The sequence below is a fragment of the Dactylosporangium sp. CA-139114 genome (genome assembly GCF_050955725.1).
In the GTDB taxonomy this organism is placed as follows: Bacteria; Actinomycetota; Actinomycetes; order Mycobacteriales; family Micromonosporaceae; genus Dactylosporangium.
Window position 1 is genome coordinate 3,837,523 of the sequence record NZ_CP192080.1, and the last position, 13,992, is coordinate 3,851,514.

15 protein-coding genes are annotated in these 13,992 nt (G+C 73.5%); 3 read left to right on the forward strand and 12 right to left on the reverse strand.

The genetic code is table 11. The annotated features are described in order from the left end of the window. The first annotated feature begins 4 nt into the window (after nt 1–4). Both ACQP2P_RS17430 and ACQP2P_RS17435 read left to right on the forward strand, forming a co-directional pair. Complete coding sequence (locus tag ACQP2P_RS17430; RefSeq protein ID WP_433617296.1) at nt 5–2,002, forward strand: amylo-alpha-1,6-glucosidase; 1,998 nt, start codon at nt 5–7, stop codon at nt 2,000–2,002. Between the two features lie 25 nt (nt 2,003–2,027). After that, nucleotides 2,028–3,491: a glycosyltransferase family 4 protein gene (locus ACQP2P_RS17435; RefSeq protein WP_433617298.1), complete on the forward strand. Its 1,464-nt coding sequence runs from the start codon at nt 2,028–2,030 to the stop codon at nt 3,489–3,491. Between the two features lie 87 nt (nt 3,492–3,578). Here the strand turns inward: ACQP2P_RS17435 and ACQP2P_RS17440 are convergent, their stop codons facing one another. The 10 genes from ACQP2P_RS17440 to ACQP2P_RS17485 form a co-directional block, all read right to left on the reverse strand. Continuing rightward, nucleotides 3,579–4,196 (reverse strand): DUF2461 domain-containing protein, encoded by a 618-nt coding sequence (locus ACQP2P_RS17440; protein ID WP_433617300.1) that lies wholly within the window; start codon nt 4,194–4,196, stop codon nt 3,579–3,581. A gap of 181 nt (nt 4,197–4,377) precedes the next feature. Beyond that, nucleotides 4,378–4,917 (reverse strand): MerR family transcriptional regulator, encoded by a 540-nt coding sequence (locus tag ACQP2P_RS17445; RefSeq protein WP_433619167.1) that lies wholly within the window; start codon nt 4,915–4,917, stop codon nt 4,378–4,380. 1,709 nt (nt 4,918–6,626) lie between these two features. Further along, nucleotides 6,627–7,091, reverse strand: coding sequence for a bifunctional nuclease family protein (locus ACQP2P_RS17450; protein WP_223093836.1), 465 nt, complete (start codon nt 7,089–7,091; stop codon nt 6,627–6,629). Nucleotides 7,092–7,262: 171 nt separating this feature from the next. Next, the gene (gene ftsR / locus ACQP2P_RS17455; protein WP_433619168.1) at nt 7,263–7,910 is read right to left on the reverse strand and encodes a transcriptional regulator FtsR; all 648 of its coding nucleotides are present in this window, start codon (nt 7,908–7,910) and stop codon (nt 7,263–7,265) included. A 73-nt stretch (nt 7,911–7,983) separates the two neighbouring features. Continuing rightward, nucleotides 7,984–8,424 (reverse strand): oxoglutarate dehydrogenase inhibitor Odhl, encoded by a 441-nt coding sequence (odhI, locus tag ACQP2P_RS17460; protein ID WP_350613525.1) that lies wholly within the window; start codon nt 8,422–8,424, stop codon nt 7,984–7,986. A 157-nt stretch (nt 8,425–8,581) separates the two neighbouring features. Then, nucleotides 8,582–8,962 (reverse strand): glycine cleavage system protein GcvH, encoded by a 381-nt coding sequence (gene gcvH, locus ACQP2P_RS17465; protein WP_433617302.1) that lies wholly within the window; start codon nt 8,960–8,962, stop codon nt 8,582–8,584. A 28-nt stretch (nt 8,963–8,990) separates the two neighbouring features. Continuing rightward, a complete protein-coding gene (locus ACQP2P_RS17470) occupies nt 8,991–9,686 on the reverse strand; it encodes a DUF881 domain-containing protein (protein ID WP_433617304.1) in 696 nt (231 codons plus the stop codon). Between the two features lie 2 nt (nt 9,687–9,688). Beyond that, nucleotides 9,689–10,021 (reverse strand): small basic family protein, encoded by a 333-nt coding sequence (locus ACQP2P_RS17475; RefSeq protein WP_350613529.1) that lies wholly within the window; start codon nt 10,019–10,021, stop codon nt 9,689–9,691. After that, nucleotides 10,018–10,866: a DUF881 domain-containing protein gene (locus ACQP2P_RS17480; RefSeq protein WP_433617306.1), complete on the reverse strand. Its 849-nt coding sequence runs from the start codon at nt 10,864–10,866 to the stop codon at nt 10,018–10,020. Before ACQP2P_RS17480 ends, ACQP2P_RS17475 begins: the two co-directional genes overlap by 4 nt. Next, on the reverse strand, nt 10,863–11,411 hold the full coding sequence (locus ACQP2P_RS17485; protein WP_433619170.1) for a CDP-alcohol phosphatidyltransferase family protein: 549 nt from the start codon (nt 11,409–11,411) through the stop codon (nt 10,863–10,865). The genes ACQP2P_RS17480 and ACQP2P_RS17485 overlap by 4 nt, the downstream gene beginning before the upstream one ends. Nucleotides 11,412–11,540: 129 nt before the next feature. Here ACQP2P_RS17485 and ACQP2P_RS17490 point away from each other — a divergent pair, with 129 nt between their 5' ends. Then, on the forward strand, nt 11,541–12,572 hold the full coding sequence (locus ACQP2P_RS17490) for a hypothetical protein (protein ID WP_433617308.1): 1,032 nt from the start codon (nt 11,541–11,543) through the stop codon (nt 12,570–12,572). On the opposite strand, the gene ACQP2P_RS17495 is transcribed toward ACQP2P_RS17490, so the two are convergent. Together ACQP2P_RS17495 and ACQP2P_RS17500 are read right to left on the reverse strand one after the other, a co-directional pair. After that, nucleotides 12,532–13,227: a class I SAM-dependent methyltransferase gene (locus ACQP2P_RS17495; protein ID WP_433617309.1), complete on the reverse strand. Its 696-nt coding sequence runs from the start codon at nt 13,225–13,227 to the stop codon at nt 12,532–12,534. The genes ACQP2P_RS17490 and ACQP2P_RS17495 overlap by 41 nt on opposite strands. After that, nucleotides 13,224–13,958 (reverse strand): nucleotidyltransferase domain-containing protein, encoded by a 735-nt coding sequence (locus tag ACQP2P_RS17500; RefSeq protein WP_433619172.1) that lies wholly within the window; start codon nt 13,956–13,958, stop codon nt 13,224–13,226. Before ACQP2P_RS17500 ends, ACQP2P_RS17495 begins: the two co-directional genes overlap by 4 nt. Nucleotides 13,959–13,992 lie beyond the last annotated feature (34 nt).

Here is a 13,992-nt window from a genome sequence, read left to right on the forward strand (position 1 = left end):
GCACATGCCCCCCGGATCGGTGATGACCTTCGGCCCGCATGCCTGCGCCACCCCGGCGGGATTCGAAGCGGAATGGCTGGTCACCGACGGCCTCGGGGGATACGCGACCGGGACGGTCGCCGGTCTGCGCACGCGCCGGTACCACGCGCTGCTCGTCACCCCGCAGCGCCGCGTCGCGCTCGCCGCGCTGGACCCGGTGCTGCGGCTGCCCGGCGGCGCCGAGCACCGCCTCGCGGTGCACGAGTGGGGCTCCGGCGCGATCGACCCCCAGGGCCACCTCCACCTCGAATCCTTCGAGATCGTCGATGGCGTGCCGCGCTGGCGCTGGCGGTTCGGCGAATACGTGCTCGAGCGCGAGGTCGCGATGGTCCGCGGCCGCAACGCCGTCGCCGTCGTGCACCGCCTCGTCGCGGCCCCGCCCGGCGCCCGGGTCCACCTCGGCCTCACCGCCCTGTGCACCTGGCGCGAGGCCGACGGCGAGCGCTGCAGCGCCGACGGCCCGCTGGACATCCAGGACGCGTACGCGCTCGACGGGCCGGGCTGGACGCCGATCGGCGAGTGGTATCTCGACGCCTACCACCGCGAGGAGACCGCCCGCGGCCTCAACGCGGTCGAGGACCTCTGGGCCGCCGGGACGTTCGCGGCCGACCTGGGCGCGGGCGAGACCGTCACCGTCACCGCCCGCTCCGACCTCGGCAACGACGCGCCGCTGCCCGACGGCCCCGCCGTGGTGGAGGCCGCCCGCCGCCGCGCCCGCCGGCTCGTGCGCCAGGCCGGCGTGCGCACCGCCGCCGAGCGCCTGCTCACGATCGCCGCGGACGCCTTCGTCATCGAGCGCGACGGCGTGCCCGAGGTGATCGCCGGGTACCCGTGGTTCGGCAGCTACCTGCGCGACACCATGACCGCCTACGAGGGGCTCTTCCTGCACACCGGCCGCGCCGCCGAGGGCCGCGAGCTGCTGCGGGCCCACGCCGGCCTCGGCGCGCGACTGCGCCGCGAGGAGCTCGGCGACGCCGACGGGGCGCTGTGGTACGTCCACGCCGTCGACCGGCACATCGCGCGCACCGGCGACGCGGACCTCGCCGCGGAGCTGCTGCCCGCGGTGGAGGGGGTCGTCGCGGCGTACACGAAGGGCACCCGCGACGGCGTGAGCGTCGACCCCCTCGACGGGCTGCTCGTCCTCGACGCCGACCACGCCGGTCTCACCTGGATGAACACCCACCTGCCGCGCGGGCCCGTGACCCCGCGCGGCGGCAAGCCGGTCGAGCTCAACGCGCTCTGGGCGAACGCGCTCGGCGCCGTCGCCGCGCTGCGGGAGCGCTGCGGCCGCGACGCCTCCGTCGTGCACGGCCGCCGCGACGCCGTGCGGGCCCAGTTCGTGAAGCGCTTCCGCGCGCCCGACGGCTGGCTCTACGACGTCGTCGACGCCGGCCCCGCGCCCTACCCGAAGGGCGGCTCCGGCGTCCACGACGACTCGGTGCTGCGCCCCAACCAGCTGCTCGCGTTCAGCCTGCCGTACGCCCCCGGCGCCGACGAGCCCCGCCTGCGCGACGACGTCCTGCGGGCCGTGGGGGAGAGCCTGCTCACGCCGCTGGGCCTGCGCACGCTTGGCCCGCGCGAGTACGGGTACCTTGGTGCGCACCGGGGCGGAGTCGTCGCCCGGGACACGGCATATCACCAGGGAACGGTGTGGCCGTGGTGGCTCGGGCCGTACGTCGACGCGATGTGTGCCGCCGGCCGGCCGGTGGACGCGCTGCTCGCCGCGGTTGAGGGACATTTGGGCGAGTGCGGACTCGGCTCGGTCAGCGAGATCGCGGAGGGTGACGCGCCGTACCGCCCGACCGGGGCGCCGTTCTCCGCCCGATCGGTCGCCGCTCTGCTGCACGCACGCACCGTCATCAGGCAAAACTGCAACCTGCAAGGTGCATGCCCCGCAACATCGGGAAAAGTGAAATTGGCCCGCGAAGCCGCTCCGCGGAAGCGTCGGAACGCGCTACGGTGACAGTCGGCGACGAGAGGTATCCGCTATGCGCGTATTGATGATCGCCTGGGACTTCCCTTCGAGTGATACACGAACGGCCGCGCTCGCGACCGCGCTGGGCGCCGCCGGCCACGACGTCACCGTCGTCACCCGGCACGAGCCCGGCACCCCGGCGACATCGATGCTCGGCGACGTGCGGGTCATCCGGGCCGGCGCGGTGCCGTCCACCGACGACACCGACCTCAGCCACACCATGGCCGTCAACCACATGCTGGCCGAGACCGCCATCCGCACCGCGCCCGCGGCCGGCTACGAGGTGATCCACGCCCACGGCTGGCTCGTCACGCACGCCGCGGTGACCCTCAAGGAGCACTTCGGCATCCCGTTCGTGGCCTCGCTGCAGGCCACCGAGGCGGGCCGCCGCCAGGGCTACCTCGAGGGCGAGACCAGCCGCTCGGTGCACTCCGTCGAGTGGTGGCTGGGCTCCGAGGCCTGCCGCGTGATCGTGCCGACCGAATACCTGCGCTGGGAGGTCCAGCACCTCTTCGACGTCCCCGCCGAGCGCGTCGACGTCGTGCCCAGCGGCATCGACCCCGACGTGTGGACCGCCGAGCCCCGCGCCGTGCTCCAGGCCCGCCTCCGCTTCGCCGGCGAGGGCCCGCTGCTCGTCTACGCCGGGCGCCTGGTCAGCGAGAAGGGCGTGCAGGACCTCCTCGCCGCGATGCCCGCGATCCGCGAGCGCCACCCCGGCACCCGCGCGGTCGTCGCCGGCGACGGCCCCTACCGCGGCACCCTCATCGAGGAGGCCCGCCGCCTCAAGCTGCACCGCGCCGTCTCCTTCCCCGGCACCCTCGACCAGCCGACGCTGGCCGCGGTCCTGGCCGCCGCGGACGCGTTCGTGATGCCGAGCCGCTACGAGCCGACCGGCACCGTGGCCCTCGAGGCCGCCGCCTCGGGCGCCGCCCTCGTCGTGGCCTCGACGGGCGGCCTGGCCTCGATCGTCGAGCACGGCGTCACGGGCATCCGCTTCCCGGCCGGCGACCCCGACGGCCTCGCCGACGCCGTCGCGGCGCTGCTGCAGGACCCGCTGTTTGCCCAGACCCTCGCCACCCGGGCCCGCGCCATGGCTCGCGAGCGGCACTCGTGGCACGCGATCGCGGCCCGCACCGCGGCCGTCTACGGCGCGGCGATCGACGACGCGCCGGCCTTCGAGGCCCGGCGCCGGGCCGCCGTCCTCGGCAGCGGCCTGCCGGTCGTGTTCGTGCCGCCGGGCAACCTGCTGGCCGACCCGCCGCAGGTGCCGGTCGGCGAGCGGCCGGCCAGCCTGGTCCGCGCGGCGGCCGAGGAGGCCGCCTGGCAGGCGGGCGCGGACGCGGCGCGGGCGGCGCTCGCGCTGGAGGGCGGGCTGTGGGCGGAGCCGGCGGCGCGCGAGGCCGCCGACCGCGACGCGGCGGCCCGGGCGGCCGCGGCCCCGTTCGACGTGCTGATGGCGGCCGTCGAGCGCCGCTGACTCAGGTGCCCGCGGGTTTTTTCTTGCCCGCGGGCTTTCTTTGCCTGCGGGCTTTTGGCGGCGTCGGTCGGGCGGCGCTGACGCAGGTCACGTGTGTGCGGCGAGCCATTCCTGCAGGGGGCGGCAGCCGCGCAGGAACGTCTCGACGTGCCCGCGCGCCTTGGCGGTGCCGAGCCAGGGCTTCAGCGGGAACTGGTGCCAGGCGATGAGGCCCTTGTGGCGCAGCAGGCCGGCGCGCGGGTGCTCCTTGTCGTAGCCGCGCGGCACGGTCTTGAGCTGCTGGTGCGACGTCACCGACCAGCCGCGGGCGGCCAGGTCCGCGACGATGGCGTCGAGCTCGCGGCCCGACGCGTCGGCGGCGACCGCCTGGCGGAAGCGGGCCAGGCGGGGCGAGTCCATCATGTACGCCCCGGCGCCGGCGGCGAGGCCCTCGGCGGTCAGCTGGACGTAGCCGCCGCGCTCGAACGAGGCGGCGCACGAGGTCTTGTACGGCGACTTGTCGGCGCTGAAGCGCACGTCGCGATACGGGCGGAAGATCTTCGCCGGGCCGAACTCCGGCTCCAGCTCCGCCAGCAGCTCGCTCATGGGGCCGCGCACCTGCTCCTCGTAGGTGCGCTTGTGCGCGGTCCAGTACGTCTTGGAGTTGTCCGCCTCGAGTCCGTCGTAGAACTCGAGCGCCTCGGCGGGCCAGCCACGGAACGTCACGCCCTGGAGCTTACGACGACACCACGAGATGGCGGCCTCGGGCGGGGCCGGCTCGGCGGAGCCGGCGGCGAACGGACGACCGGCTCACCTTTCGCGACACGCCCGTTTGTGTCGTACCTCTGTTCTAAACTGAGGGCACGGATCGGCGAACGGGGGTCTCGGGATGCGATGGTGGGTTCGGTCAGCCGGCGCGGCGGCGGGCGCGGCGCATCGCGAGCTCGTCGCCCCCGGCGTAGGTGTCCCCGGCGCTGCCGGTGGCCGGCGGCGCGGGCACTTCCTCGCCCGTCGTGGCCGCCTCGGCCGGCAGGTGCGACAGGGTGCCCTCGATCTCCTTGAACGCCCCGGAGATCGCGATGCCGAAGACGCCCTGGCCGCCCTGGAGCAGGTCGACGACCTCCTCGGGCGAGCGGCACTCGTAGACGGTGGTCCCGTCCGAGATCAGGGTGATGCCGGCGAGGTCCCCGACCCCGCGCGAGCGCAGCGTGTCGATGGCCTTGCGGATGTTCTGCAGCGAGACGCCCGCGTCGAGGAGGCGCTTGACGACCTTGAGCACGACGATGTCGCGGAAGGAGTAGAGGCGCTGGCTGCCGGAGCCGCTGGCGTCGCGCACGGAGGGCACGACGAGCCCGGTGCGGGCCCAGTAGTCGAGCTGGCGGTAGCTGATCCCGGCGGCGTGGCAGGCGGTCGGGCCGCGGTAGCCGACGTCGTCGGCGTCGGCGATCCCCGTGCCGGTGGCGCTCGGACCGGTGGTGCTCGGCCCGGTGGCGCTCGTTCCGGTGCTGTTCGCGGGGCTCAAGCCGGCCCCGGCGGTTGCACTCGCCCCAAAGGCGTCCACGTCGCCTCCGATGTCGCTGGTGTTCGCTCCAAACCCCGCGGTTGCGGTCCCGTGCTGCTCGCCGTGGGCGGCCGGGTGGTTGACGTTCGGCACCGTGTCATCGGCGGTCATCGCGAAGCCGATGTGTGAACGGTGGTCGATCTGGGTACCGGGCCCCGCAACGCGTTCGTGGCCGATCGGGGCGCCTGCCGCGGTGCGGTGCTCCACGGCCGGGTTCACCTGGGCGTACTCAGCGGCCTCAGCGGCATGGCCGGGTATCCCGGGATCCGGGGGCTGTTGCATTGCGACCCACCTCCAGCGTCAACACCCGCAACCCTATAGCGCACCTTGAGGGTCTGCGGGGAGGTAACGCCGCGACACGCCGCGTGCCGGTGCGTGAAACCTTGCGCGCGTCCACCCGCGGCACTGGTTGACCGTCGGCGACGGCACCCCGACGCTGCGGTTGACCCACCACCGACGCTACCTGCCACGTTCCGGAAGGCAAGCGTCTTCACCGAACTGCGCAGGCGTTTCCGCCCTCGTCACACGGGCGTGTGCCCGATTGTTACCAAACCACGTGCCACGCTCGCCACCCACGCCCCGCCCGAGATCACCCCGCCCGAGATCACCCGCCCGCCACCGCCGTCGTCCGGCTCCTTCCTGCTGCACGCCGGCGGCCGCTGCTCAGTGCTCGCGGCCCGGACCGTCGCCGTGCGCCGTCCGCCGTCGGCCTGGCCCGCTACCGGCCTGGGCCCCGCCGTTCGCTGCCGGTCTGCGCTCCGCCGTCCGCTGCTTGTCCGCCTGGCGCTCGCTGTCTGCTGCCCGCCGCCTGGTTCGCTGCCGCCATTTGCCGCGCGGCATCCGGGGCCGGTCGCTGCTCGCTGCCTGCCAGCTCGGTCGCCGTTGCCGCCGCCGTGCACCGTGGCGGCTGGACGGGCCGCTGTCCGACTGCGCGCCGGTCGCCTGTGCCGCTCGCGTTGCCGCCGCGTGTCATCCGCAGCCTGCCGCCCGCGTCGCCGCCGTGTGCCGTCCGCATCCGCCGCGGGCCGTGACGGGCCGCTCGTGGGCCGCTGTCCGTCCGCTGTGGCGCGTGGCGTGTGCTGGCCGGGCGGTATCTGGGTGAGATTGGTCGGTGGCTGCTCGTGTCGCCGCCGTGTGCTGTCCGCATCCGCCGCGGGCGGTGGCGGGCCGTTTGTGGGCCGCTGTTCGTCCGCTGTGGCGCGTGGCGTGTGCCGGCCGGGCGGTATCTGGGTGAGATTGGTCGGTGGCTGCCCGTGTCGCCGCCGTGTGCTGTCCGCATCCGCCGCGGGCGGTGACGGGCCGCTCGTGGGCCGCTGTTCGTCCGCTGTGGCGCGTGGCGTGTGCTGGCCGGGGCGGTATCTGGGTGAGATTGGTCGGTTGCCGCCCGCGAGATGGTGGACTCGCCCGAGACTGGGCCGGTCGCTACTGAGAGGTGTCATGCCGTCGAGGAGCCGCCGGGGCGGCGACGCGCACGCAGCGGGCCCAGGTGGTCCGTCGAGGGTGGCTGTCGTCGTGGGTGCCCGGGCGCGTCAGCCGGCGAACGCAGCGGGCCAGGCAGCCCGTTCAGAGCGGCTGTCGTCGCGGTGCCCGGCGGGTCAGCCGGCGAAGTCCTCCGGGCGGACCTGCTCCAGGAACTCGCGGAACTTCTCGACCTCGTCCTCCTGCTCGTCAGGGATGACGATGGCGGCCTCGGTCAGGACCTGGTCGGCGCAGCGGATCGGGGCGCCCACGCGCAGGGCCAGGGCGATCGAGTCGCTCGGGCGGGCCGAGACGCGGACGTTGTCGCCGATGACGAGCTCCGCGTAGAAGATGTTGTCGCGCATCTCCACGATCTCGACGGCGTGCAGCGGGGCCTTCAACGCCGCGAGCATGTCGCGCATCAGATCGTGGGTCAGTGGCCGCGCAGGCTTCACCCCCTGCTGCTCGTAGGCGATCGCGGTGGCCTCTACCGCGCCGATCCAGATCGGCAGGTAGCGGTCTCCGTCGACCTCCTTGAGCAACACGATGGGCTGATTGGTAGGCAGCTCCACGCGAACTCCGACCACATTCAGCTCTCGCACTGCCGCCTCCGTGTCGACTTGCCTCTCCCTGCACGTTACACGGACTCCACGGCACTCGTGCCACTCGCGATGCCCGTCCGGCGTGCCGAGTGGTGAAGATCGCCTGCGGATGGAGCCGATCCGGCGCCGTTCGAAACGTCCCGTTCACCCAGGTTTTGCCCGCAAGGGGGGCTACTTGCCGAGGATCTCGCGCAGGCCGGCGCGGACCAGGGCGGCGTGCACGCGCTGGGTCAGCGCGGCGAGCTCGTGCACCGTGTCGGCCGCCCGGGCGCGGCCGGCCGGGCCGTTCTGCCTGGTCATCGGGGTCACGAGCTGGCTGAACAGCCCGATCTCGCGATCGGCGGCGGCCCGGTAGGCGCGCAAGTGCCGCGGCTCCACGCCGAACTCGGCCAGGCGGGCCGCGGCCGTGGCCACCTCGAGGGCGTCGGCGTCGTAGCCGGCCCCGGGGCGGGACTTGAGCAGGCCGTGGTCCTCGAGGGCCTTGAGCGCCGCCTCGGTGAGTCCGGCCTTGCTCAGCAGCTCCTCGCGGGTGAGACGGATCTCGGCGGGGGCCTCGGCCGGTACCGAATCCGAAACCTCGGTCAGCGGCTCACGCATGGTGGCGAGGTGCTCGCGGATCACGCGCAGGGGCAGGTACTGGTCCCGCTGCGCGGTGAGCACGTAGCGCAGCCGCGACACGTCCATCCACGTGTACTTGCGATACCCGGCGGGGGTGCGCCGCGGCTCGACGAGCCCCTCGGTCTCCAGGAAGCGCAGCTTGGAGATGGTCACGTCGGGGAAGTCGCCGCGCAGGTGCGCGAGGACCTCGCCGATGCTCATGAGACGCTCGCCCCGGGTGAGGTCCTCACCCGGGGTCGGATTGTTCCAGGCGGCCGCCGACGCCGTCATCGCCTCAGCTCTCGTCGGGGCGCGGTCCTGCGACGAACACGAGGCGGAACTTGCCGATCTGGACCTCGTCGCCGTTGCTCAGCGTCGCCGCCTCGACGCGCTCGCGGTTGACGTAGGTGCCGTTGAGGCTGCCGACGTCGCGCACGGTGAACGTGCCGCCCTCGCGGTGGAACTCGGCGTGGCGGCGCGAGACCGTCACGTCGTCGAGGAAGATGTCGCTGTCGGGGTGCCGGCCGCTCGTGGTCACGTCGTGGTCGAGCAGGAAGCGCGCACCGGCGTTCGGCCCGCGGCGCACCGCCAGCAGCGCCGTGCCGGGCGGCAGGGAACCCGACATGCGGGTGGGCACCATGTCGTTGTCCGGCCCCTCGATGGCATCCTCAATGGCGCCAAGGTTGAGCGTGGACGTGACGTCGAGTGGGGGAAACTCGTCGTCTGGGCGCGTCATCGAACCACCTCACGGTCGTATGTCGGGGTCAGCCGGATGCATGGGAAGCCTTGGAACGCATACGGTTGACTGAGCGAGCCTAGTCACGCGCGAAATCACGGGTCAACCGGACGCGCGGCAAGGGTGTCGGTGAAAAGCCGGGCGAATTCCCGGGTGATCAGCCGGCGGTCAGGTTGGCGTACGCCTTCGCGTCGAGCAGCGCGTCGACGGCCGCCGGGTCGTCCACCTTGAGCTGGACGAGCCAGCCCTCGCCGTACGGATCGGAGTTGATGAGCTCCGGCGCGCTCTCCAGAGCCGGGTTCACCGCGACCACCTCGCCGGCGACCGGTGCGTAGATCTCCGAGACGCTCTTGGTCGACTCGACCTCGCCGAGCGACCCGCCGGTCTCGAACGCGGCACCCGTCTCGGGCAGCTGGACGAAGACGATGTCGCCCAGCGAGTCCTGCGCGTAATGCGTGATGCCGACCTTGAACGTGCCATCCCCGGCGGGGGCGAGCCATTCGTGTTCGGCGGTGTACCGCAGATCGTCGGGAATCACGTCAAGTCCTTCTTCGCTCGGCTGGGTACTACTGTGCGGGCTTGGCGTACTGCAGCGCACCGGCATTGTGCAACGCGTTGACGCGCACGGGATCCATGTCGCGCACGGAAACCGTACCGCCGTGCTGGCGGACACTGTCCACGACCCCTCCCGGGATGTTCAGCGCCGTCCGCATGGTGTCCGGACCTCCGATGACCGTGATCGTATAGGGCGCGGCGATCGTCGTCCCGTTGACCACGAGCCTGCCCGCCTCCGGGGCGTCCACGAAGTACGTCGAGGCCACGATCCGCACCGCGGGCCCGCCGGCGCCCGCGATCTGCATGGCCTCGGCCCCGGCCCCGCGCAGTTCTTCGATGGCGTCGAGCACGGTTTCGGATTTTATGGCCTCGGAGCCCGGCGTGAGGTCGATCTGCAGACCCGGCCCCTCGGCGGGGAGCGTGCCGGCGAGGATCCCCAGCTCGTCGGCGCGTTTGCGGGCCTCGGCCAGGGCCGCGTCGCGCCCCTGCGCCCCCGAGTCCAGCTGTCGCTGGGTGTCCTCGAGGTCGCTGATCTCGCCGCGCAGGCGGTCCTGCTGGGCGTCGAGGTCGGACAGGATGCGCACGAGGTCCTCGGGCCGGGCGGAGGAGAGCTCGGCATCGCTGCCGCCGGCCTTGAACTGGACCGCGACGCCGAAGCCGAGCAGGGCCAGCAGCAGGGCGATGACGAGGTTCGCGGGCTTGCCCACGGCTAGGCCCGGAACAGGTGCCGGCGGATGGCGGCCACGTTGCCGAAGATCCGCACCCCGAGGACCACCACGACGCCGGTGGACAGCTGCCCGCCGACGCCGAGCTTGTCACCCAGGTACACGATCAGCGCGGCGACCAGCACGTTCGACACGAACGAGACGACGAACTGCTTGTCGTCGAAGATGCCGTCGAGCTTGGCCCGCAGGGCGCCGAAGACCGCGTCGAGCGCGGCGACGACGGCGATCGGCAGATACGGCTGCAGCCCGAGCGGCACCGACGGCTCGAGGAAGACACCGGCCGCAACGCCGATGGCCAGGGCGATCACGGCGATCATCGCGTGGGACCTCCAGAGGGAGTCGACGACGGGGTCGGGGCGGGCGTCCGGGCGTACCGCAGCGGCGGCTCGGCCGCCCCGGCGAGGGCGAGGTTCGAGCGCTTCTTCACGCCGAACTGCATGCGGTACTCGTCGACGTACCGCGTGAACCGCTTCGCCGTCGCCGAGGCGTTGAACTGCTCGGCGAGGTCCGGCGGGCCGATCGCGGTCACCTCGTAGGGGCTGGTCACGGGCCGGAAGTCGACGAGGATGACCCCGCCGGCGGCCCGGATCGTGCCGGTCGCGGTGAGCCGCTGGCCGTTGACCGCGATCGCCTCCGCGCCGGACTGCCACAGCCCGTTGGCGATGTCCTGCAGGTCCCGGTCGAGCACGACGCCGAGGTTCTCGTCCTGGGTGCGGCCGGTGACCGGATCGACCTGCGGCGGCGCGTCGGCGATGCGGACCGCCACCCCGTCCCCGGTGACCTTGCCGGTGCCGGTCCCGGCGGCCAGGTCGCGCAGCCGGGCGGCGCTGTCGCCGTCGGCGAGCGCGTCGTCGCGGGCCCGGTCGACCTGCGCGCGCAGGTCGGCGGCGCGCCGCTGCAGATCGTCGGCGGTCTTCTGGCGGGCGCGCACGTCGGCCACGAGATCGTCGCGCGCCTTCGAGGTGCCCGGGGCGGCCTGCACCACCTGGTGGTACGCCACCGCCAGCAGGAACCCGATGGCCAGCATCGCCACGGCGGTCAGCCACCGGCCGGAGCGCGGCGCGGGGGCGTCGCCGCGGCGGGCGGCCGCGGCCGCGTAGCCGGGGTCGAGCGGGTTGCGGAACAGCTCGCCGAGCAGGTCGTCGCGGCGGGGCGAGGTCACGAGGAGCTGGAGGCCTTCAACGGCACCGCCCGCCCCGCGCGCACGTGCACGGTGGCCTGGATCACGTAGAACACGGCCGCGATCCAGTACAGGACGATGCCCCACCACAGCAGCGCCCAGCCGCTGGGCTGCGCCCACGAGCGCGTGGACTCGGCGAAGTGCGCCAGCAGCATCATCGGGAAGCCCATGAGCAGGACCGCGGTGGCGGTCTTGCCCACGTAGTGCACCGGGGGCGGGCCGTGGCCGAGGATCCGCAGCACCACGAGGACCAGCACCATCACGGCCTCGCGGGCGAGCAGCGCGATCGTGAACCACCAGGGCACGACGTCCTTGAACGTCAGCGCGAAGAGGGTGGCCAGGATGTACAGCCGGTCGGCGAGCGGGTCCAGCAGCTCGCCGAGGCGGCTGACCTGCTTGAGCCGGCGCGCCGCGAACCCGTCGACCCAGTCGCTGAGCCCGCCGATGACGAGCACGGCGACCGCCCAGCCGGTGGCGTCGGTGGCGAGGAACAGGTACAGGAACAATGGCACGCCGAGCAGGCGCATGAAGCTGATGAGGTTCGGGACGGTGAGCACCGGCCCGAGACCCTGCCGGTCTGCCACGCGGGGAATGCTAACAGCCCGCACGGGTGACCTGGTGGAGGCGCCGCGCCCCGCCGGGTAGCGTCGCGCGGCATGAGGCGGACGACGGCCGTTGGTCTGGCACTGGTACTGCAGGCATCGGTGCTGCAGGGCTGCTCGCCGTCCGCGACCCCGCCCCCGGCCACGCCCCAGCCGGCGCTGGCCGCGTCGCCCGCGCTCCCCGGGGCCGGGGGCGGCCTCGGGCACGCCTCCCCGGCGCCCTCCTCCGCCGGTCCGTGCACGATCTTCCCGGCCGACAACGTCTGGCACGCCGACGTGTCCCGGCTGCCCGTGAGCCGCGACTCCGCGGCCTGGGTGGCGAGCATCGGCGCCGCCGCGCACGCCCACCCCGACTTCGGCACGACGTCCGGCATCCCCGTCACGAACGTCCCGGCCGGCCAGGCCAAGGTGAAGGTCACCTTCGAGTACGCCGGCGAGAGCGACCCCGGCCCGTACCCGATCCCGCGCAACGCGCGCGTCGAGGGCGGCGCGAACGCCGGCGGCGACCGGCACGTGATCGTCCAGGACACCGCGGCCTGCAAGGCGTACGAGCTCTACGCCGCGTCGCCGCAGCCGGACGGCTCCTGGAAGGCGGGCTCCGGCGCCGTCTACGACCTGCGCGGCAACGCCCTGCGCAAGAGCGGCTGGACCTCGGCCGACGCCGCGGGCCTGCCGATCCTGCCCGGCCTGCCCCGCGCCGAGGAGGCCGCGGCGGGCCGGATCGACCACGCGATCCGCTTCACCGCGCCGAAGACCCGCAAGGCCTTCGTCTGGCCGGCCCGCCACGCCGCGTCCGATGCCACCGACGCCGCGCTGCCGCCGATGGGCGCCCGGTTCCGGCTCAAGGCGTCGGTGGACATCGCGAAGTTCCCGCCGCAGGCCCGGGCGGTGGCGCAGGCGCTGAAGACCTACGGCGCGATCCTGGCCGACAACGGCTCCCCGTGGTACTTCACCGGCGCCGAGGACGCGAAGTGGAGCAACACCCAGCTCGACGCGCTCAAGGCGCTGAAGGGCTCCGACTTCGAGGCCGTCGACGCCTCGCTGCTCATGGTGGACCCGAACTCGGCCCGGTGCCGCGCCGGCTGAACGGGGGCTCGTGCAGCAGGGCGATCGTGAAGTCCGCGCCCTGCGGGTGGTAGGCGTGGTCGATGCGCCACCGATCGGTCAGCGCGGCCGCGAACCGCATCAGGACCGACGGGTCGGCGTAGAGCTCGTCGGGCGCTCGGGCGGCCGCCGGGCGGTTCGCGCTGAGGAAGTTCGCGGCCACGGCCCGCCCGGCAATGTCGTACGCGTGTTCTAACATGCCGAGGTAGTAGAGCGGGTCGTCCGGGTCGGCGAACTGGAAGACGCCGCTGAGGAACACGTAGTCGTGGCGGCCCGCCGGGGTCTCGGTCACCGGCAGGAGCGAGACGTCCGGGACGCCGCGGGCCGTGGCCAGCTCGACCATGGCCGGGTTCAGGTCGGCGCCGGTGTAGTGCAGGGGGAGGCGCATGGCGCGGAGGTGGAAGTACAGGTCGCCGGGGCCGCAGCCCCAGTCGAGCACGGTGCCGCCCGTGTAGCCGGCGGCGCCGGTCAGGGCCTCGAAGCGGACGCGCTGCAGGTCCTGGCTGCCCCAGCCGGCGGCCCGCCACGTGGGCCCGTGCAGCCCGAGCCCCGCGTGGAAGGCGGCGATGGTCCCGGCCCGGCCCGGCGGTCCTTCCGGCGACCCTTCCGGCGGCCTGCTCGGCGGCGGCCCGGTCATCGGGACAACCGGGTGCGGATCAGCAGGTCGTTCAGCGCCGGGGCGGCCGACGGGGTCGCGGGCAGCCGCGAGGTGTCCCGCGCCGACTCCAGCTGCACGGTCAGCCGCGCCACGTCCGCGGCCAGGGTCTCCGGCGCGACCAGCGACGCGGGCAGGGCGTGGTGCTCGCCGGCCTTCTTGGCCTCGATCAGGTCCGGGACGTAGGGGAGGGTGTTGAGCACGCGCAGGTCCGGCTCGATCTCGCCGGTGCGCATCAGGTGGATGCCGGTGTGCAGGACCCGCAGGGTGTAGAGGGCGGGCTTCAGCTCGCCGGTCTTGGCGTACAGCAGCCACTGGCCCGAGGCGAAACCCAGGTAGTGCCGGGCGTGCTGCGGGGTCAGGCAGTGCGGGGCCAGGGCCTTGAGCTCGTCGTGCAAGGGGCTGGTGCGGATGACCAGCGGGGAGAGCAGCTGCTCCAGGACATAGCCGTTCGGGCGCAGGAGGAGGCGGATGAACTTCGCCAGCTCCTGGCTGACGATGTCCAGCTCCATGCCCTCGCGCTCGCCGCCCATCTCCACCGTGTCCGGGCCGGTGTCCAGGCCCACGACCTCGTCCAGCGGCAGGAGGTGGCAGGCGCGCAGGTCCAGGTCCGAGTCGACGGATGCGAAGCCGTAGAGGTGGGCGCCGCTGACCGTGGCGAAGGCGAGGGGATACGGGTGCTCGTCGGCCACCGCGCCGGCCCAGTCCGGGATGCCGTCCGGCGCCGGGGGCTGAGCGGCCCGCACC